This is a genomic window from Neorhizobium sp. BT27B, assembly GCF_050455485.1.
GTDB lineage: Bacteria > Pseudomonadota > Alphaproteobacteria > Rhizobiales > Rhizobiaceae > Neorhizobium.
In genome coordinates this window covers 120,501-140,702 of sequence record NZ_JBCIYT010000009.1, presented here as the reverse complement: position 1 = coordinate 140,702, position 20,202 = coordinate 120,501, and the positions used below count along the sequence as shown (strand labels likewise).

The following is a 20,202-nucleotide window of genomic DNA, read 5'->3' as shown; positions in this document are numbered from 1 at the left end:
CTATCGACGCGCGGCTGCAGAAGCCTGCCGCGCGGATTGCAATGTAATCGACATCAAAAGATGAAATGCAATACTGTCCTCAAGACCCTGACGTTGGCGGGTCTGCAGGATAGTCGATTGGATACGGGCTGACTCACGCGCAATCGCTTGCGGTGCCCAGCGCCTCAGAGCACGCTCCACGATCGGTTTACGGCGAAAATGGATATGCCGACCCAGCGTCTGCATAACCTGCGCCGGCTGGGTGTTTTTTTCGTCCATTTCCGATCGCATTATATCCAGCATCTGGAACTGCCGCAGGCAGGATTGCAAAATCAGAAAGACCGGTGTCTTGGATGCCACGACTTTTGCGAAGGCAAGGTTGAGACGTTCCACGTCACCTTCCAGGACAGCATCGACCGCATCGTCAGTGGATACGGCGCTGGCATCACCAATGATGTCGATGACATGTTGTTCCTCGATCGTCCCCTGCCCTTTTCTGTAGAGAGCAAGTTTTCGGATCTCTCCTCGTGAAGCAATGCGGTCGCCACCCAGCGCTTCCAGCAATCTCTCGCGGGCATCGGGCGTGATACCAAGGCCTTCGGCCTTCAGTTCATCATCTATGAGGGCATTCATTGCGCGGGTGTCGTCGGCATAACACGGTATGGATGCTACGGTATTGGCGCTTTCGGCCACTTTCCGCACGCCGCTACCCTTTTTCACGTCGCCGGCTTCGATCAGAAGAATGTTATCGGAGGGTGTTCCGCCTGCCAGGGCCTGCAACGCATCGACAAGAGGCTTTTCAGTTCCGCCAGCCCTGACCCAGATCAGCTTCTTGCCGCCAAACAGACCGAAGGCGTGGACTTCATCGGCAATACGGCCCGGATCGCCGCTTAGATCGCTCGAATCGAGCTTGACCATGGCAAAGGGATCGTCGGCCGCAACCCCACTCCTCGCGGCTATGATGGCTGCCCTTTCGGACACCAAGCCACGGTCCGGCCCATAAACCAGAAAAATCCTGTAGCTCTCGACGCTGGATTTCGAAAAACGATCGAAGTCGTGAGATTTGATTTCGACCATAGCCGGCCGCCGTTACTGGCGGCCGAGAGTGGTCGCGATATCGCCCCGGATGAATTCTGCCAGCTGTTTCGCTGCGCGATCTTCCGCGTCGCGATAGGCACGCATTTCCGCAAACTCCTGGGCAGAGATATCGAGCAGTGAAGTCGACTTGCGTTGCGCTGTACGCAGAACCTTGCCATCACTGGCACGGGTCAATGTGTAATCCGCCGTCAAAGTCACGCGACCCGGAATGAGGTTATTGGTCACCTGTTCATCCAGAACATTCTGACGGAACGAGGTTACGTTCATGGTCAGATTGTACTCTGGCTGTCTGCTTTCCCCTGCACCGCCGGAGGTGAGGAAAATAAGTTCGTTGCGAACAGTCTGCTCGATCCGGTCGTCGGCCTGCGAGAACCCGATCGAAGCGAGCTTCTGTCCCGCCGAAGCGCCGCCGGGAGAAGAGACGGCGTAAAGCGGCTTAACCTGGCAGCCGGCCAATGCCACCAGAACCGCAGCTATTGAGGCGACGCGGCCGATACGAAGCAAATCTTTGGTGACGTTAGACAACAATGTTCACGATCCTCTGTGGGACAACGATGATCTTCTTCGGGGACCGCCCTTCGAGCGTGGCCTGAACGGCTTCCAGCTGAAGCACGGCCTGCTCCACGGCACTTTGATCCGCGTCGCGCGAGATTGTCAATTCCGCACGCTTCTTGCCATTGATTTGAACCGGCAGGAGAATCTCGTTATCTGCTACCAGGTCGGCATCAAACGAGGGCCATGCAGCCTCGGCGACCATATCTTTGCCACCCAGAACCTTCCAGCATTCTTCCGAAAGATGGGGTGTCATGGGGGCGACGATCTGCACAAGGATCTCGGTGGCGTTGCGGATGGCGGCGATATAGGCAGCATCCTTGCCGCCGGCGGCAACGGCAGTGAGTGGGCCTGCGAGTGTATTCACGAGCTCATAGATACGCGCGACGGCCTTGTTGAAGGCCAGCTTGTCGAAGTCTCCCTGCACAGCCTGTAAGGTCTTGTGGGCTGCCTGCGAAATCGCCAGCGCTTCACCATCCTTAGCCGGATTCGCCTCGACAGAGGTCAGCACCTCTGCTGCTTCCGACACCAGGCGCCAAACACGTTGCAAGAAACGATGAGCGCCTTCTACACCGGCTTCCGACCAGATGACGTCACGCTCGGGCGGGGAATCCGAAAGCACGAAAAAGCGTGCGGTATCTGCGCCATAGGAGGCGATGATGTCATCCGGGTCCACGACATTCTTCTTGGACTTGGACATCTTCTCGATCGAGCCGATCGCGATCTCTTCATTGCTGGAGAGGAGATAGGCGCGACGCGTGCCATCAACCTCCTCGATCCGAAGGTCAGCGGGAGCTACCCATTCGCCGTTAGGCCCCGAACCTTTGCGATAGGTTTCGTGAACCACCATGCCCTGCGTGAAAAGCCCCTTGAACGGTTCGCTGACACCAACATGCCCTGTCTCCTGCATGGCGCGCGTGAAGAAGCGCGAATAGAGAAGATGCAGGATCGCATGTTCGATACCGCCGATATACTGATCAACCGGCAGCCAGTGATCGGCAATCTTCGGATCGGTTGGGTCGTTTTCCCAAGGCGCGGTAAAGCGCGTGTAATACCAGCTGGAATCGACGAATGTATCCATCGTATCCGTTTCACGGCGCGCATCGTGTCCGCATTGCGGGCACGATACGTGACGCCATGTGGGGTGACGGTCGAGCGGGTTTCCTGGCAGGTCGAAGGTAACGTCGTCGGGCAGCTGTACCGGCAGGTTCTTCTTCGGTACCGGCACAACGCCGCAGACCTCGCAATGGATGACCGGAATCGGGCAGCCCCAGTAACGCTGGCGAGAAATACCCCAGTCGCGCAGACGGAAATTGACCTTGCGGCTTGCCTGCGCCGCACCGCCAAGGTGCTGCTCGGACAATTGTGTCGCCACCGCTTCGAACGCAGCCTCGGTCGTCATGCCATCTAGGAAGCGTGAATTGATCATCACGCCATCGCCGTCATAGGCTTCGTTACCCACTGCGAAGGTTGCGGCGTCTCCGCCAGCCGGCATGACCACCGGAATGACCGGCAGGCCGTATTTGCGCGCGAAATCCAGGTCGCGCTGGTCGCCGGACGGGCAACCGAAAATGGCGCCTGTGCCGTAATCCATCAGCACGAAATTGGCGATATAGACCGGTACTTCCCAGTTCGGGTCGAGTGGATGCCTGACCTTGAGGCCGGTATCGAAGCCCTTCTTCTCGGCTGTTTCCAGTGCTGCCAGCGAAGTACCTGCCTGACGGCATTCTTCACAGAAGTGATGTGCGTCGGCATTCTTTTCGGCAATTGCGCGGGCGACCGGATGATCGGCAGCAATCGCCAGGAAGGAAGCGCCGAACAAGGTGTCTGGGCGCGTAGTGTAAACTTCAATGTCGGCAGCGCCGCTTGCGTCCTTGCTGTCAGCCGTCAGCTCCCAGCGCAGAGCCAAACCCTCGGATCGGCCGATCCAGTTCTTCTGCATCAGCCGGACTTTTTCCGGCCACTGGTCCAGCGTATCGAGGGCGTCCAGCAGGTCCTGGCTGAATTCAGTGATCTTGAAGAACCACTGAACCAGATCACGCTGTTCGACCAGCGCGCCTGACCGCCAACCGCGACCGTCGATTACCTGTTCGTTGGCAAGCACGGTGTTGTCGACCGGGTCCCAGTTGACCTTGGACTGCTTGCGGTAAACGAGGCCCTTTTCCATCATGTCGAGGAAAAGCATCTGCTGGCGGTGATAATAATCGACATCGCAGGTTGCGAACTCGCGCGACCAGTCGAGCGAAAGGCCCATGGCCTTCAGCTGTTTTTTCATCGAGGCGATGTTCTGGTAGGTCCATTCCTTGGGATGAACCTTGTTGTCGCGGGCTGCATTTTCCGCCGGCATGCCGAATGCATCCCAACCCATCGGGTGCAGAACGTTATAACCGCGCGCGCGCTTGTAGCGTGCTACCACGTCGCCCATGGCATAGTTGCGCACATGGCCCATGTGAATGCGTCCCGACGGATAGGGGAACATTTCTAGGACGTAATATTTCTCGCGCGGATCGCTATTGTCCGTCTGAAAGGTTTTGGCTTCATTCCACCGTGCCTGCCAGCGAGGCTCGGCGTCGCGCGGATTGTAACGTTCGGTGGCCATTTTATCGATTTCCGGAATATGATGCGTTTAGGCTGACCTTCACCACGAAACTACCCGAGCGTCAAGTTTTGCCGGGGCCTTGATCGAGCCGGAAGCCCGGTAAGGCTTGGCATCCTGTCCTCTGGCGTTTAATCGCTGATGGGCAAACATGCTGGAGATTCCTATGACTGTTGAACAGAGACTTGCTGAGGTTCAAGGCCGTATCAAGACCGCGGAGAAGACCGCCGGCCGAACTGGGGGCACGGTTCAACTCGTGGCAGTCTCCAAAACATTCGAGATTGAGGATATCCGCCCGGTAATCGCCGTCGGGCAGAGGATATTCGGTGAAAACCGCGTTCAGGAAAGCCAGGCCAAGTGGCCTGTTCTCAAGCAGGAAACGCCGGATATCGAATTGCATCTTATCGGCCCACTGCAGTCGAACAAGGCGGCTGAAGCGGTTGCGCTGTTCGACGTGATCGAAACAGTGGATCGGGAAAAGATTGCCGCAGCTCTTGCGCAAGAGATGAGCAGGCAGGGGCGCAAGCTACGCCTCTATGTTCAGGTCAATATTGGTGTGGAGCCACAAAAAGCAGGCATTGCGCCGAAGGATACAGAAGCTTTCCTGAAATATTGCCGCGAAGACCTGTCTCTGGAAATTGAAGGTTTGATGTGCATCCCACCGGCGGATGATCATCCCGGCCCATATTTCGCCCTGCTTCGGAAGCTTGCGGAAGAAAACGGTATCACAAAGCTGTCGATGGGCATGTCCGGTGATTTCGAAACCGCTATTCAGTTCGGCGCGACCAGTGTGCGTGTCGGTTCTGCGATCTTTGGTGCACGCTAAGCGATCTTCGCCCTTCGTCGGATTTCCCCCTTGATGGCTTGCTTCTAAAATACCTCTGCGAGCATGGTTCGCAGGGGAGGAAAGTTGCATGCCCAATCGCTATACCGATGTCTATGAGCAGTGGAAGCGAGAGCCAGATGTTTTCTGGGCCAAGGCTGCTGAGGACATAGATTGGTTCAAACCACCGCACAGCGTGTTCGATCCACATCAAGGTGTTTATGGACGATGGTTTGATGGTGGCGTTACCAATACCTGCCACAATTGCATTGATCGGCATGTAATTGCCGGAAGAGGGAGAGAGGCTGCCGTCATCTTCGACAGCGCCATGACCGGCGCAAGTCAGATCTATACATTCGATGACCTTCTGCTGGAGGTCACCGCCGTTGCGGCCGTGCTGAAAAATCTCGGTGTGGAAAAGGGAGATCGCGTAGTCATCTACATGCCGATGATCCCTGAGGCAGTCTTTTCGATGCTTGCCTGTGCTCGTCTGGGCGCGATCCATTCGGTCGTATTCGGGGGATTTGCAGCGCAGGAACTTGCATCACGTCTGGACAGTGCGCGGGCGAAGGTGGTCATTGCGGCCAGCTGTGGTCTCGAGCCTGGGCGGATCGTTGCCTATAAGCCGTTGCTGGATGCTGCTATCGATCTTGCCGATGCAAAGCCGGCCTATTGTCTTGTCGTGCAACGCGAACAGCTGCGCGCTGATCTGAGCGAGGAGCGTCACGAACTCGATTTTGCCGAGCTTGTGACTGTTGAGAAGAGCAAGAAGACCGAAATAGCCTGCGTTGCGGTTGCCGCCGTTGATCCGCTTTATATTCTCTACACATCGGGTACGACCGGAAAGCCGAAAGGCGTCGTGCGCGACAGTGGTGGCCACATGGTCGCCCTGCAGTGGTCCATACGTAATATCTACGGGCTGAGGGCCGGAGATGTCTCCTGGACCGCCTCTGATATCGGTTGGGTTGTTGGCCATTCCTATATCGTTTACGGCCCGCTGCTTGCGGGTGTCACAACTATCCTTTTCGAAGGCAAGCCAGTCGGTACACCGGATGCGGGAACATTCTGGCGCGTGGTCGAGCACTATCGTGTCAATGTGCTCTTCACGGCTCCAACGGCATTCCGCGCAATCCGGCGAGATGATCCGGATGGGACATTCGCTTTCAGCCGAGACCTGTCCAGCTTGCGGGCGCTTTTTCTGGCAGGCGAACGAGCCGATCCGGAGACATTACGCTGGGCGGAAAAATTGCTTCATGTCCCGGTCATCGATCATTGGTGGCAGACCGAGACCGGTTGGGCAATCGTCGCAAACCCCATCGGGCTTGAGCCGCTTCCCGTGAAACCCGGATCCCCGACCGTTCCGATGCCGGGTTTTTCCGTGGAGGTTCTCGATGATGCAGGCAAAGCCGTTGAACCAGGAATTCTTGGCAATCTGGTAATCCGCCTGCCCCTGCCTCCCGGCTGCCTGACAACCTTCTGGGAAGCGGATGACCGTTTTCGTGAAACCTGCCTTCAGGAATTTCCCGGCTATTACAAGACGGCAGACGCGGGGTTTGTCGATGACGATGGCTATGTGTTCATCATGGCGCGTACGGACGACATCATCAATTGTGCAGGGCATCGGCTTTCCACCGGGGCATTGGAAGAGGTTTGTGCGACCCATCCCGATGTCGCGGAATGCGCGGTTGTCGGCGTCTCGGATGCCATCAAGGGACAGGTACCCTACGGATTTCTCGTCTTGAAGAACGGTGCCAACCGCGCGGCTTCGATCATCCAGCAGGAAGTCGTCGATCTCGTTCGACAACGTGTTGGTCCCGTTGCGTCGTTTCGCACCGCCCTCATCCTGCCGAAATTGCCAAAAACGCGCTCCGGAAAAATCCTGCGTGGCACGATCCAGAAGATTGCTGATGGTGAAACCTGGACCATGCCGGCGACGATTGATGACCCGTCCGCGCTGGATATGGTCGCAGTCGTCCTGCAAAAGTCCCTTTCATTTCACCCAAGCAATAAAATTGCATATAAGCAATGACTTACGGTATTTTTACCGCGATTTCATCATCCGCGGAAAGCAGCGAAAACAGACGACGTTAACCATTTGTTAACCATGTCGGAGCTAATGATCGACAACGAATTTTTAATGTAGATGACCAAAGTGTTAACAGACGCTCGCTCGATCCGTATCAAGGGCCGCTCCTTCCTGGCGCTCGTTCTATCACCCGACCTGCCACTCGACGACTGGCTTGTCAGGCTGGACGATCTTGCCTCTCGATCCGCTGGCTTCTTTCTTGATCGTCCGGTGGTTCTCGATGTCACCGACCTTGCCATAGACAAGGTCCAACTGAAGGATCTTTTTGAGCAGTTGGCCGAGCGAAACGTCCGTATCATGGGCATTGAAGGCGCACGGCCATCGATGCTGGTGCCGGGTATGCCACCGGCCATGAAGGGTGGAAAACCTGCGGCGGATATCGAGGTCAAAGAGCGGGAGCCTGTGGCTGCGGAAGCTGAAGGCGTGCTGTCCGAAGACGCGGACCACGCAGAATCGCAGCAGATTCGACCTGTCACCCAGTCGCTGGTTATCAATGAACCGGTGCGGTCCGGCCAGTCTGTGATTTTCCCGGAAGGCGATGTGACCATTGTCGGCTCGGTGGCATCCGGTGCCGAGGTCATCGCTGGTGGTTCGATTCACGTCTATGGGGCGCTTCGCGGCCGGGCAATGGCCGGATCCATCGGAAATTCTGCATCCAGAATCTTCTGCCGCAAGCTTGAGGCAGAGTTGGTGGCTATAGATGGCATTTACAAAATGATCGAGGACATGTCGCCGGCGCTTCGGGGACAGCCTGTTCAGCTCTGGCTGGATGGTGATTCGATCATGGCTGCGACAATTATCTAAGCTGGAAAACGGCAGGAAACAGGAGATTAAGATGGGCAAAGTCATCGTGGTGACATCCGGCAAGGGAGGTGTCGGCAAAACGACGTCTACCGCCGCGCTCGGCGCAGCCTTGGCGCAGAACGGCGAACGGGTTGTCGTGGTGGACTTCGATGTCGGCTTGCGGAATCTCGACCTCGTCATGGGTGCCGAGCGCCGGGTCGTTTATGATCTTGTCAATGTCATCCAGGGCGAAGCCAAGCTCACGCAGGCACTGATTCGCGACAAGCGACTCGAAAGCCTGTTTTTGCTGCCGGCCTCGCAGACCCGCGACAAGGACAATCTGACCACTGAGGGTGTGGACCGCGTCATCACCGAACTGAAGCGCGTGTTCGACTGGGTCATCTGCGACAGCCCAGCCGGCATCGAACGTGGCGCTACACTTGCCATGCGTCATGCCGATATGGCGGTTGTCGTCACCAACCCGGAAGTTTCGTCCGTCCGTGACTCGGACCGGATCATCGGTCTTCTTGATTCCAAGACGCTGAAAGCCGAACGCGGCGAGCGGATGGAAAAGCATCTTCTGCTGACCCGCTACGATTCCGTTCGTGCCGAGCGCGGTGACATGCTGAAGGTTGATGACGTTCTTGAAATCCTGTCGATCCCGCTGATCGGCATCATCCCCGAGAGCAGCGATGTGCTGCGCGCATCCAATATGGGTGCTCCAGTGACCTTGGCCGACGCCCGTTGCGCGCCCGCTATGGCTTATTTCGAAGCTGCCCGTCGCCTTCGCGGCGAACAGCTGCCGATCACCATCCCTGGCGATAAGCGAGGTATATTCGGCAAGATTTTTGGAAGGAAGGCCGCATGAGTATCTTTGGTCTTTTCCGCAAGCAAAAATCGGCGCCAATGGCGAGAGAACGCTTGCAGGTCTTGTTGGCTCATGAACGCGCCTCCTCAGGCTCCGATCTCGTAGCGATCCTGCGTGAGGAAATTCTGGCCGTCATCGCCAAGCATGTCGATCTCGATGCCGACCGCGTTCACGTCAAGATGGACCGGGATGAAAACATGTCGATCCTTGAGATCGACGTCGAAATCCCGACGAATTCGGCCCTCAAGGCTGCCTGACTATTGAGAAGCCGATAATATCGGCTTCATCTGACCAAAAACAAAACCCCGCCGGGCGTACCGGCGGGGTTTTGTTTTGGAAGAATTCTGAAAAGGTCAGACAACTTAAAAGTTGTCGTCTTCCTCTTCTTCGGTGCGGGTCGATTTCAGCGAGCTGAGCTTCGCGAATACGGCATCCGCATCGATTTCCTTCTCTTCTTCGCGCTCGCTGCGATAACCGAAATCGAGATTTTCGGTTTCGTTGGCAGGACGCAGCGAAGCGCCGAGTTCGGCAGCTGTCGGCAGAGGGCGGTTCTTTGCGGCGCGTTCGACTTCAAGGTCCAGATCGATCTGGCTGCAGAGGCCAAGCGTCACCGGATCCATCGGCGTCAGGTTGGTTGCGTTCCAGTGGGTGCGATCACGGATCTGCTCGATCGTCGACTTGGTGGTGCCGACGAGACGCGAAATCTGCGTGTCCTTGAGTTCCGGATGATTGCGAACCAGCCAAAGGATGGCGTTCGGGCGGTCCTGACGCTTGGAAACCGGTGTATAACGCGGGCCACGGCGCTTGGATTCCGGAACACGAACCTTCGGCTCGGAAAGCTTCAGCTTGTAATTGATGTCGCCTTCGCCGCGGGCGATTTCATCGCGCGACAGCTGGCCGGTGGAGATGGGGTCGAGACCCTTGATACCCTGAGCGGCTTCACCGTCAGCAATTGCCTTCACCTCAAGCGGGTGAAGTTTGCAGAAGGTGGCAATCTGATCAAAGGAAAGTGCAGTATTGTCGACCAGCCATACTGCGGTCGCCTTTGGCATGAGCAATTGTTGAGCCATGGATATAGTTCCTCTGTCCGTCCGCGCCGGTGTCGCGGGCCGTGGGTATCAACCACCATTTCCGGGAATTAGACGCCGTATAATCGAATTGGGACAGAATTGCAATTCTCAGAAACAGGATCGTTGCGATCGGATTCTCTCTTCTCATCTCCATTTGTCTAATTGCCGCTCCCGCCCCAATTTGTATGAATGCCAAAATGTCGCACGTTGATAGATGCAAGGTGCCGACTCGCAAATGAGGGAGGAGTTTCATGTCCGAAAAAATCTATCCGGTTCTCAAGTCGACGAGGGCAAAAGCACTGATCGACAAGGAAAAATATGAAAAGTGGTACGAGGAGAGCATCGAGGATCCGGATAAGTTCTGGGGCAAGCACGGCCGACGCATCGACTGGTTCAAGCCCTATACAAAGGTCAAGAATACCTCCTTCAAAGGCAAGGTTTCCATCAAGTGGTTCGAGGATGGCCTGACCAATGTCTCCTATAACTGCATCGACAGACACCTGAAGACGCATGGGGAGCGCACCGCCATCATCTGGGAAGGCGACAATCCCTACATCGACAAAAAGATCACCTATAACCAGCTTTATGATCAGGTCTGCCGCATGGCGAACGTGCTGAAGAAGCACGGCGTGAAGAAGGGCGATCGGGTCACGATCTATATGCCGATGATCCCGGAAGCCGCTTACGCGATGTTGGCCTGCGCGCGCATCGGCGCTGTGCATTCGGTGGTTTTCGGTGGTTTTTCGCCGGAAGCCTTGGCCGGCCGCATCATTGATTGTGAATCGACGTTCGTGATTACCTGTGACGAGGGCGTGCGCGGCGGAAAGCCGGTGCCGCTGAAAGAAAACACCGACAAGGCCATTCACATTGCCGCCCGCCAGTATGTCACGGTCAATAAGGTGCTGGTCGTGCGCCGGACCGGCGGCAAGACCAATTGGGCGCCGGGCCGCGACCTCTGGTATCATCAGGAAATCGCCACGGTTAAACCGCATTGCGAACCGGTGAAGATGAAGGCGGAAGATCCGCTTTTCATCCTCTACACGTCCGGCTCCACCGGCAAGCCGAAAGGCGTATTGCACACGACTGGTGGTTATCTCGTCTACGCGGCGATGACGCACGAATACACGTTCGACTACCAGGATGGCGATATCTACTGGTGCACGGCGGATGTCGGCTGGGTGACGGGACATTCCTATCTGGTTTATGGCCCCATGGCGAACTGTGCGACGACGCTGATGTTCGAAGGTGTGCCGAATTTCCCTGACAGCGGGCGTTTCTGGGAAATTGTCGACAAGCACAAGGTCAACATTTTTTATACCGCACCGACAGCGATCCGCTCGCTGATGAGTGTCGGAGACGATTTTGTCACCCGCTCCTCACGCTCCAGCCTGCGTCTGCTTGGTACGGTCGGCGAGCCGATCAATCCGGAAGCCTGGGAATGGTATTACAACGTGGTGGGCGACAAACGGTGCCCGGTGGTCGATACCTGGTGGCAAACCGAAACAGGCGGTCACATGATAACGCCTCTGCCCGGTGTTACCGACCTCAAGCCGGGTTCTGCGACAAAACCATTCTTTGGTGTCCAGCCGCAGCTCGTCGATAATGAAGGCAATGTTCTTGAAGGCGCTGCCGACGGAAATCTCTGCATCATTGACAGCTGGCCAGGTCAGATGCGCAGCGTTTACGGCGATCACGAACGCTTCATTCAAACCTATTTCTCCACCTACAAGGGGAAATATTTTACCGGCGACGGCTGCCGTCGTGATGAGGACGGATATTACTGGATCACCGGCCGTGTCGATGATGTTCTCAACGTTTCCGGTCACCGTCTTGGTACTGCCGAAGTCGAGTCAGCTCTGGTCTCCCACAATCTCGTGTCGGAGGCCGCTGTTGTTGGTTACCCGCACGGCCTCAAGGGACAGGGCATCTACTGCTATGTCACGCTGATGGCCGGCAATGAGGGTACGGACACGCTGCGACAGGAACTGGTAAAACACGTCCGTAACGAGATCGGACCCATCGCCACCCCGGACAAGATCCAGTTCGCTCCCGGCCTGCCGAAAACACGATCCGGCAAGATCATGCGCCGCATCCTGCGCAAGATTGCCGAGGATGATTTTGGCGCTCTTGGCGATACGTCAACACTTGCAGATCCGGCGGTTGTCGACGATCTGATCGCCAATCGTCAGAACAAGATTGACGCCTGACTTGCGAAAGGAAGGGGTGAAAGCCCCTTACTTATTGCGCAAATTTCAAATCGGCCGCCGCCGGATTTTTTCAGCTATTGCAAACCTCTGTTGGCTTGCGGCCGCCATCATATGCCCGAACCAAGCCCATGCGTTGCATGCTGTCGGCGGCACTTCGGCCGTCTGGCAACATGACGTCCGCAACGATCCGGCCAAAATATTTGTCGCCGGAGATGTGGATGAGCTGAACTCTTTCGGATGGCGCCATCAGCCCTTCCAGGGCCTTTCGGGCTTCGCTGCCTGCTTCACGAATGCGCGGGCATTTCGATTTCATTTCCGGTGCATCGATTCCGCGGATGCGAACATAGACTTCCATGCGTTGCTGCGGCCAGGGTCTTGCCTCGACCAGCAAAGTATCGCCATCGATGATCCGCAATATCTCGGCTTCGACAGGTCCCGCGATTTCGTCTCGTGCCAACGCTTCGGTCATGAAGACCGACAGGAAGGCGGAGATGACGATAACTATTTTCGACATAAAAGGAATAAATTCCAATTCATGCCGAAAATCAATAGGAATATTTACTTAGAAATCGATTGCTCGACCGTTGATTTCCCAATCTCCAAAACGGGCGGGATCGGCCCCGCCGCGGCCGCCAAACTCTTCGGGCATTTCCGCCTGAGCAATCGCCTGGCGGCGTTCCTCGGCTTCCTGCAGGGCACGTTGTGCGGCTGGCGATAGCGGCTTGTGTGTAACGTTTGGCTCTATCATGGATTCGGCATTATCATTGTCGGCAGTTTGCATTCACGTCACCGGATGGTTCATTGAAATGTCAGGCTGAATTTCCCACATCATAAGCCGTTCAAGCCAATTGGAAAACCCTTCGGTTAACTGGCAACGGGAGAGATGACGATGAATATGATGCGCACCGCCATGCTTCTGGCCTTCATGACGGCCTTGTTCATGGGGGTAGGCCTTTTGATCGGCGGCAAGGGCGGTATGATGATCGCGCTTGTGATCGCAGCCGGCATGAACCTGTTTTCCTACTGGAATTCGGACAGGATGGTACTGTCCACCTACCATGCACAGGAAGTGGACGAGCGTAACGCCCCGGAATTTTTCCATATGATTCGTGACTTGTCGGCCAATGCAGGGCTGCCGATGCCGCGCGTCTACGTTTACGACAACCCGCAGCCGAACGCCTTTGCCACCGGCCGCAATCCCGAGAACGCGGCCGTTGCTGCCTCTACCGGTCTTGTGGAAAGTCTCACACCGGAGGAAGTGGCGGGTGTGATGGCGCACGAACTGGCCCATATCCAGAACCGCGACACGCTCATCATGACAATCACCGCGACGTTTGCCGGTGCCATTTCCATGCTTGCGAATTTTGGCATGTTCTTCAGTGGCAATCGCAATAACCCTCTTGGCATTGTCGGCACTATCGTTGCCATGATCGTGGCTCCCTTTGCAGCCATGCTGGTGCAGATGGCGGTCAGCCGCACCCGCGAATATTCCGCCGATCGCAGAGGTGCTGAAATCTGCGGCAATCCGATGTGGCTTGCCTCGGCACTCGCGAAAATTTCCGGCGCGGCACATTCCATTCCGAATTACGATGCCGAGCGTAATCCGGCGACCGCGCATATGTTCATCATCAATCCGTTGTCCGGCGAGCGCATGGACAATCTGTTTTCCACCCACCCAAATACCGATAACCGGATCGCTGCCCTGCAACAGATGGCCGGTTCTTTCGATGGTGCCACCTCGACTGGCGGCTTTCAGGCTGCTAAACCCCAGCGCGCCGCACGTTCCGTACCCAATACCGGCTGGGGCCGCGGCTCTGATGAACCGCGCAAAGGTCCCTGGTCTTGAACGAGAACAAAAACAAGAAATCTTCGACATCAGGAAATGGTCAGCGGCCCCCTCGCCCGGTCTTTTCCGATAAGCCGGGCCTGGAAGTGCGCATGACCGCCGCCAAGTTTCTTGGGGCGGTGATTGATCGCAAGATTTCTCTCGATGGGATGCTTGATCTCAATCAGGGCAATGCAGCCTACAAAGCGCTGAGCGATGCCGACCGTGCATTGACGCGCGCAATTCTGACGACCGCTCTGCGCCATCTTCTGCGTCTGGAGGCGGCCATCAACTCTCTTCTCGAGACGCCACTTCCCGAAGGCGCTCGTGCGCTCCATCACGTATTTATCGTTGCTGCTGCCCAGATCCTGCATCTGGATGTGCCCGCTCATGCGGTTGTTGATCTTGCAGTCGAGCAGGCCAATCGCGATCCGCGAAACCGCCGTTTTGCCAAACTGGTGAATGCCGTGCTGCGTCGTATGGTGCGGGAGAAGGACGATATTCTCGCGAGAACTGCGGAAATTTCGCCGGTGCCGTCCTGGTTCCACGCACGGCTTGTCAAAGCCTATGGCGTTGAAGATGCCATGCGCATTGCCGAGGCCCAGCTGTGGCCGCCGGCTATTGATCTCACCGTCAAGTCCGATGTCGAGGGCTGGGCTGATAAGCTGCATGGCTGGATACTTCCGACTGGAAGCATACGGCTTCCGGCTTTCGAAGGTTCGGTCGGTGGCATTGAAGGATATGCAGACGGTGTTTGGTGGGTGCAGGACGCTGCTGCTGCGATCCCGGCCAAGCTTTTTGGCGATCTGAAGGGCAAACGGATCGCGGATCTGTGTGCCGCGCCCGGAGGCAAGACGGCTCAGCTTGCTGCAGCTGGTGCCGATGTGATTGCGATCGAGCAATCCGCCAATCGTGTGCGCAGATTGCAGGAAAATCTTGATCGCCTGAAGCTGTCCGTCGAGGTGCGGCAGGCCGATCTTTTCGACTTCAAGCCGGATGAGTTGCTTGACGGTGTACTGCTTGATGCGCCCTGCTCGTCCACCGGTACGACCCGGCGCCATCCTGATGTGCTCTGGACGAAAGGCCCAGACGATATCGGCAAGCTGGCGGTGCTACAGGAGCGTATGCTTCGTCATGCGATCACATTGGTGAAGCCGGGCGGGCTTGTCGTTTTTTCGAACTGCTCGCTCGATCCTCTCGAGGGCGAAGCCTTGGTCGCCAAGGTTCTTGCGGATAATCCCAACATTGTCCGCGTGCCGGTCGATCCAGCCGCTTGGCCCGGATTGGAAGCAGCCATCACGCCGCTCGGCGAGTTCCGCACCACTCCGGCGCTTCTTCAGCCAACGGACGGCTTTGCCGGCGGCATGGATGGCTTCTTTGCGGCAGTGCTTTCTCCGCGCTAACCGTTTCTTCATCATAAAAGACAATACTTTTTTAGGTTTGGAGGATGATTCCGTCGCCGGATAACGGCTGGCGCATCATGCTCGTGGGAGTTTTGCATTGTCGACACGCGTGGCAGATCGCCGGGGATCGTTTTCCGCCGGCCTGCAGCAGGCTCGTTACAGGTTTTGCCTGGCGTGGCTGGCCTTGCGCATGCCGCTGACCCGGCCGTCTCTGCGCGTACCGGACAGATTGATCGTCGCGCCTACCGATTTGCGCGCGACCGATCCCTACATTGCCGAGGAAATTCTCGAAGGGCGTTTTCCCCTTGCCGGACGTGTTCTGGTCACCGATGGGGAATCGCCGTTCACGCTGCAATTGCCGTCGCGCGGGTTTGCCGAAAGGCTGCATTCCTTCTCCTGGCTGCGTCATATCCGGACAGCAAAAACCGATACTGCCTGCGCGAACGCGCGTTCGATCACGGCCAACTGGATTGCCCTGCACGGCAAGAGAATTTCGGGTATCGCCTGGGAACCGCATGTCACGGCCGAGCGGCTGATTGCCTGGCTGTCGCACTCGACGGTCGTGCTGCAGGGCAGTGACAGCGTCTTTTATCGTCGCTTTATGAAGAGCCTCGCCTACCAGGCCAAATATCTCCGCAAGATAGCCGATTACTTGCCCGAAACGGAGACGCGTCTGCGCCTGCAGATAGCACTTGCCATGGCTGCAATCGCCATGCCGTCCTCGCCTTCTGCCCTGCGCCGCCAGGGACTAAAACTAGACCGTGAACTGGAACGTCAGATTCTCGCTGATGGTGGCCACGCATCACGCAACCCGCGGCTGGTTCTTGACCTGCTGCTTGATCTTTTGCCTTTGCGCCAGACCTATATCAATCTTGGCCATGATGTGCCGCAGAAGCTCATACCGACGATAGACCGGATGTACCCGGCATTGCGCTTCTTCCGTCATCAGGATGGTGATCTCGCGCTGTTCAACGGCGCAAGTGCAACGCCTGCGACGGAACTCCTGTCTGTGCTCAGATATGACGAGACATCGGGTAAACCGTTCAAGGCCCTACCGCATATCCACTACCATCGGCTGGCAGCGGACGACACGACTGTCATCGTCGATACCGGAGCGCCTGAAACCGCCCAGGCTGCTCATGCGGCGCATGCGGGCTGCCTTGCCTTTGAAATGTCGGCGGGTCGGCATCGCTACATCATCAATGCCGGCATGCCGAAATTTGCCGGCCGCAGCTACAGAATGCTTGCCCGCGCCACGGCTACGCATTCCACTATCACCTTGAATGAAACCTCGTCCTCAAAACTGTCCAAAACACCGTTTGGCCTGTCCGTGATGGAGCCGTTTCAGGTGACGCATTGCGATCGTTCGGACGATGCGCAGGGCAATGACTGGCTGAGCGCCACGCATGATGGATATCTGGCCCAATTCGGTTACCTGCATTCCCGCGAAATCGGCATGAATGTCAAAGGGTCCAAGATCAAGGGCCATGATCGCTTTTATATGCCGGATGGCGCAACGCGTACTGGAACCAAGGATCTCGTTGCCGTTGCCCGTTTCCATATCCATCCGTCGATTTCCCTGTCGAGGATCGATGCCGAAACGGTGCTGATGGATGCGCCTGACGGAGATGCATGGCTTTTCACGGCGCCCGGGCTTGAGGTCGAAATCGAGGAAGACATCTTTTTTGCCGATGTTTCCGGTGTGCGCGAAACGGAGCAGTTGACGATTACCTTTACGCTTCCGATGATCACCGAAATCCGCTGGATGCTGAAACGATCGGAATAGCGCGGTTTCTTCTCTCTCAAACCTGTGCTAACGCGGCGCCTTAAGGCGCCCGATCGTCTACGGGCGCGACCAGATGGAGAAGCCCGATGGCCGTCGTGTCCAAAAAAATCCCTGCTCCCGACAAGGTGAAAATCCGTACCGCGCTTTTGTCGGTATCGGACAAGACCGGCATCATCGAGCTTGCCCAAGCGCTGGTTGAACAGGGTGTACGCCTTCTGTCGACCGGTGGAACGCATAAGGCCATTGCCGCAGCAGGCCTTGCGGTCACCGATGTTTCGGAAGTGACCGGCTTTCCGGAAATTATGGATGGTCGCGTCAAGACGCTGCATCCAAGCGTGCATGGCGGCCTGCTTGCCATCCGTGACGACGAAGACCATGTGGCGGCGATGAAGGAGCACGGCATCGATGGCATCGATCTTGCCGTCATCAATCTTTACCCGTTCGAAGAAGTTCGCGCTGCCGGCGGTGATTACCCGACCACGGTTGAAAACATCGATATCGGCGGCCCGGCGATGATCCGCGCTTCTGCCAAGAACCATGCCTATGTGACCATTGTTACCGATCCGTCCGATTATCCGGCATTGATCGAAGCGTTGCGCAGCAATGATGGCCAGACCGCCTACGTCTTCCGTCAGAAGCTGGCGGCAAAAGCCTATGCCCGCACCGCGGCCTATGACACGACTATCTCCAACTGGTTTGCCGAAGCGCTCGACATCGAAATCCCGCGCTACCGCACCATCGGTGGCGTGTTGAAGGAAGAGATGCGTTACGGCGAAAACCCGCACCAGAGCGCTGGCTTTTATGTCACCGGCGAAAACCGTCCGGGCGTCGCAACCGCCACGCTTCTGCAGGGCAAGCAGCTTTCCTACAACAACATCAACGACACCGATGGTGCGTTTGAGCTGATCGGCGAATTTTCGGCCGATAACGGCCCGGCTTGTGCCATCATCAAGCACGCCAACCCGTGTGGTGTAGCTACCGGCCCGACGCTGAAAGATGCCTATATGCGCGCACTTGCCTGCGACAGCACTTCTGCCTTTGGCGGCATTATCGCGCTTAACCAGTTGCTGGATGGCGAGACGGCGGAAGAGATCGTCAAGCTGTTCACCGAGGTCATCATCGCGCCGGAAGTGTCTGAAGAGGCCAAGGCCATCATTGCCAAAAAGCCGAACCTTCGCCTGCTCGTCACCGGCGGTCTGCCTGATCCCCGCTCGCGCGGGATTACCGCCAAGACTGTCGCTGGCGGCGTACTTGTCCAGACCCGCGACAATGGCATGATCGAGGACATCGACCTGCGCGTTGTCACCAAGCGCGCTCCGACACCGACGGAATTGGAAGATCTGAAATTCGCTTACAAGGTTGCCAAGCACGTCAAATCCAACGCGATCGTTTACGCGAAGCAGGGCCAGACAGCCGGCATCGGTGCCGGCCAGATGAGCCGCATCGATTCCGCTCGGATTGCCGGTCTCAAGGCTGAGGAAGCTGCCAAGACCATGGGTTGGGCTGAGCCGATGACGAAGGGTTCAGCCGTTGCATCGGAAGCGTTTTTCCCGTTCGCGGATGGCCTGCTTTCGGCCATTTCAGCTGGCGCTACATCGGTTATCCAGCCGGGTGGCTCGATGCGAGATGCGGAAGTGATTGCCGCTGCCGATGAACACGGTATTGCAATGGTCTTCACCGGCATGCGCCATTTCCGGCACTAAAGTCGGAATTTATTGCGCCGGAGGTTCTTCCGGCGTTCTGGCCTGATCGGGCGTTGTGACCAGCAATGCAAGGCCGGCCGATAGAAAGATGACGAGCGTCGCCATGCCGATATGGGCCGAACCCGTGGCATAGGTGGCGATGGAGAAAAACAGGGTGGCGAGAAAACTCGTCGCCCTGCCTGACAGGGCATAGATGCCGAAATAGCGACCCGATTCCGATAGGCTCACGCTGCGTGCCATGTAGGAGCGCGACGACGCCTGAACTGGCCCGAAGGCAATGCCGATCAGCATTCCGAACAGGATGTAAGCCTTTTCCGCCGCGGTGCCGAACAGGCCGCCACCATCTTCCATCGACAGAGGCAGCAGCCCGAAAAGAACGCTGCCCGGATTGGTCGATATGATGCCCGCCGTTGCCACCAGCAAAAGGGCAAGGCTGATGATCACGACTTTTCTGGAACCCAGTGAGCGGTCGATCCATCCGGCGGCGATACAGCTGAAAACCGCGACGACGTTCAGAATGATGCCATAAATGCCGATCTCGATTGTCGCCCAGCCGAACATCCCGGCAGCAAAGGCGCCACCGAGGATCAGCAGGCCGTTGACCCCATCCTGATAAAGCATGCGGGCAATCAGAAAGCGCATGAGGTTCGGGCGATGTCGCAATTCGCCGATCGTGCCGCGCAGTTCGCTCAAGCCCGACACGACTGCCTGACGCAGCGGCAGGCCCTTGGCGGCATCCGGGGTGAAAAAGAACATCGGCAGGATGAAGAGAAAATACCAGATGGCCGAGAGTGGGCCTGTCACGCGTGCATCGTCACCCGTTGACGGATCGAGACCAAACAGCGGTTCCATGCCGATGATGGTCAAGCCGCTGCGAGGATCGCCGGCCAGAAACGCCACGACCAGTATGAGCACCAGCATGCCACCGAGATAACCCAGCCCCCAGGCGATATTGGATATACGCCCGACCTCCTTCTCGCTGACCAGCCGCGGCATCATTGAATCGTTGAAGACCACCGAAAATTCGGCGGCAAGCGAGGCCAGTACCATGAAAAGTAGCGGCCAGATGATCGGCGATCCGGGCGCTGCAAACCACAGCATCCCCAGGCTGGCGATCTTTATGACGGCAAAGAAGGCGATCCATGGCTTTCGTGCGCCGGATTGATCGGCAATGGATCCCAGCACGGGCGAAAGGATGGCGATCAACAGTGCCGAGATGGTCGCCATGTTGCTCCATGCGGCCTGAGCGGCCACTGGATCTTCGGTCATCCGGGCCACAAGATATGGCCCGAAGATGAAGGTCGTTACCACCGTGAAGAATGGCTGGGCCGCCCAGTCGAACAACATCCAGCCCCAGATACCAAGGCGCGATGTCCTTGGCTCCGGAGCGGGATTGCTGGTCGAGTTGGGCGCCGTTCCCATT

17 protein-coding genes are annotated in these 20,202 nt (G+C 57.1%); 10 read left to right on the top strand and 7 right to left on the bottom strand.

Features of this window, described 5'->3' with window-relative positions:
• From holA to leuS, 3 genes are read right to left on the bottom strand one after another with little or no spacing between them, the layout of a single operon-like run.
• Nucleotides 1-1,056, bottom strand: a complete 1,056-nt coding sequence (gene holA / locus AAIH70_RS22780; protein ID WP_430035757.1) for a DNA polymerase III subunit delta — start codon at nucleotides 1,054-1,056, stop codon at nucleotides 1-3.
• Nucleotides 1,057-1,068: 12 nt separating this feature from the next.
• Nucleotides 1,069-1,602, bottom strand: coding sequence for an LPS assembly lipoprotein LptE (gene lptE / locus AAIH70_RS22775; RefSeq protein ID WP_245519308.1), 534 nt, complete (start codon nucleotides 1,600-1,602; stop codon nucleotides 1,069-1,071).
• Nucleotides 1,595-4,228: a leucine--tRNA ligase gene (leuS, locus tag AAIH70_RS22770; RefSeq protein WP_132278598.1), complete on the bottom strand. Its 2,634-nt coding sequence runs from the start codon at nucleotides 4,226-4,228 to the stop codon at nucleotides 1,595-1,597. The genes lptE and leuS overlap by 8 nt, the downstream gene beginning before the upstream one ends.
• Nucleotides 4,229-4,391: 163 nt before the next feature.
• Here leuS and AAIH70_RS22765 point away from each other — a divergent pair, with 163 nt between their 5' ends.
• From AAIH70_RS22765 to minE, 5 genes are all read left to right on the top strand, one after another.
• Nucleotides 4,392-5,051, top strand: a complete 660-nt coding sequence (locus AAIH70_RS22765; RefSeq protein ID WP_132278599.1) for a YggS family pyridoxal phosphate-dependent enzyme — start codon at nucleotides 4,392-4,394, stop codon at nucleotides 5,049-5,051.
• A gap of 88 nt (nucleotides 5,052-5,139) precedes the next feature.
• A complete protein-coding gene (locus AAIH70_RS22760; RefSeq protein ID WP_132278600.1) occupies nucleotides 5,140-7,077 on the top strand; it encodes an AMP-binding protein in 1,938 nt (645 codons plus the stop codon).
• A 114-nt stretch (nucleotides 7,078-7,191) separates the two neighbouring features.
• Nucleotides 7,192-7,938 carry a septum site-determining protein MinC gene (gene minC, locus AAIH70_RS22755; protein WP_132278601.1) on the top strand — a complete coding sequence of 249 codons (747 nt, stop codon included), beginning with the start codon at nucleotides 7,192-7,194 and terminating at the stop codon, nucleotides 7,936-7,938.
• Between the two features lie 31 nt (nucleotides 7,939-7,969).
• Nucleotides 7,970-8,785, top strand: a complete 816-nt coding sequence (gene minD, locus AAIH70_RS22750) for a septum site-determining protein MinD (RefSeq protein WP_132278603.1) — start codon at nucleotides 7,970-7,972, stop codon at nucleotides 8,783-8,785.
• Entirely contained in the window at nucleotides 8,782-9,042 is a 261-nt protein-coding gene (gene minE / locus AAIH70_RS22745; RefSeq protein WP_132278605.1) for a cell division topological specificity factor MinE, read from the top strand. Before minD ends, minE begins: the two co-directional genes overlap by 4 nt.
• 105 nt (nucleotides 9,043-9,147) lie before the next feature.
• Here minE and AAIH70_RS22740 read toward each other — a convergent pair whose 3' ends face one another.
• Nucleotides 9,148-9,855 carry a DUF1013 domain-containing protein gene (locus tag AAIH70_RS22740; protein ID WP_112730583.1) on the bottom strand — a complete coding sequence of 236 codons (708 nt, stop codon included), beginning with the start codon at nucleotides 9,853-9,855 and terminating at the stop codon, nucleotides 9,148-9,150.
• A 251-nt stretch (nucleotides 9,856-10,106) separates the two neighbouring features.
• Between AAIH70_RS22740 and acs the strand changes: the two genes are divergently transcribed.
• Complete coding sequence (gene acs, locus AAIH70_RS22735; protein WP_132278607.1) at nucleotides 10,107-12,062, top strand: acetate--CoA ligase; 1,956 nt, start codon at nucleotides 10,107-10,109, stop codon at nucleotides 12,060-12,062.
• A gap of 70 nt (nucleotides 12,063-12,132) precedes the next feature.
• Here acs and AAIH70_RS22730 read toward each other — a convergent pair whose 3' ends face one another.
• Nucleotides 12,133-12,375: a hypothetical protein gene (locus tag AAIH70_RS22730; protein WP_430035786.1), complete on the bottom strand. Its 243-nt coding sequence runs from the start codon at nucleotides 12,373-12,375 to the stop codon at nucleotides 12,133-12,135.
• A gap of 249 nt (nucleotides 12,376-12,624) precedes the next feature.
• A complete protein-coding gene (locus AAIH70_RS22725) occupies nucleotides 12,625-12,843 on the bottom strand; it encodes a DUF1674 domain-containing protein (protein ID WP_132278611.1) in 219 nt (72 codons plus the stop codon).
• 108 nt (nucleotides 12,844-12,951) lie between these two features.
• Here AAIH70_RS22725 and htpX point away from each other — a divergent pair, with 108 nt between their 5' ends.
• From htpX to purH, 4 genes are all read left to right on the top strand, one after another.
• Nucleotides 12,952-13,908: a zinc metalloprotease HtpX gene (htpX, locus tag AAIH70_RS22720; RefSeq protein WP_132278613.1), complete on the top strand. Its 957-nt coding sequence runs from the start codon at nucleotides 12,952-12,954 to the stop codon at nucleotides 13,906-13,908.
• On the top strand, nucleotides 13,905-15,290 hold the full coding sequence (locus AAIH70_RS22715; protein WP_430035751.1) for an RsmB/NOP family class I SAM-dependent RNA methyltransferase: 1,386 nt from the start codon (nucleotides 13,905-13,907) through the stop codon (nucleotides 15,288-15,290). The genes htpX and AAIH70_RS22715 overlap by 4 nt, the downstream gene beginning before the upstream one ends.
• A gap of 190 nt (nucleotides 15,291-15,480) precedes the next feature.
• Nucleotides 15,481-17,076 (top strand): heparinase II/III family protein, encoded by a 1,596-nt coding sequence (locus AAIH70_RS22710; RefSeq protein ID WP_132278882.1) that lies wholly within the window; start codon nucleotides 15,481-15,483, stop codon nucleotides 17,074-17,076.
• An 86-nt stretch (nucleotides 17,077-17,162) separates the two neighbouring features.
• A complete protein-coding gene (purH, locus tag AAIH70_RS22705; protein ID WP_132278617.1) occupies nucleotides 17,163-18,779 on the top strand; it encodes a bifunctional phosphoribosylaminoimidazolecarboxamide formyltransferase/IMP cyclohydrolase in 1,617 nt (538 codons plus the stop codon).
• Nucleotides 18,780-18,788: 9 nt separating this feature from the next.
• Here purH and AAIH70_RS22700 read toward each other — a convergent pair whose 3' ends face one another.
• Nucleotides 18,789-20,201 (bottom strand): MFS transporter, encoded by a 1,413-nt coding sequence (locus AAIH70_RS22700; protein ID WP_245519310.1) that lies wholly within the window; start codon nucleotides 20,199-20,201, stop codon nucleotides 18,789-18,791.
• Nucleotide 20,202: the final 1 nt, after the last annotated feature.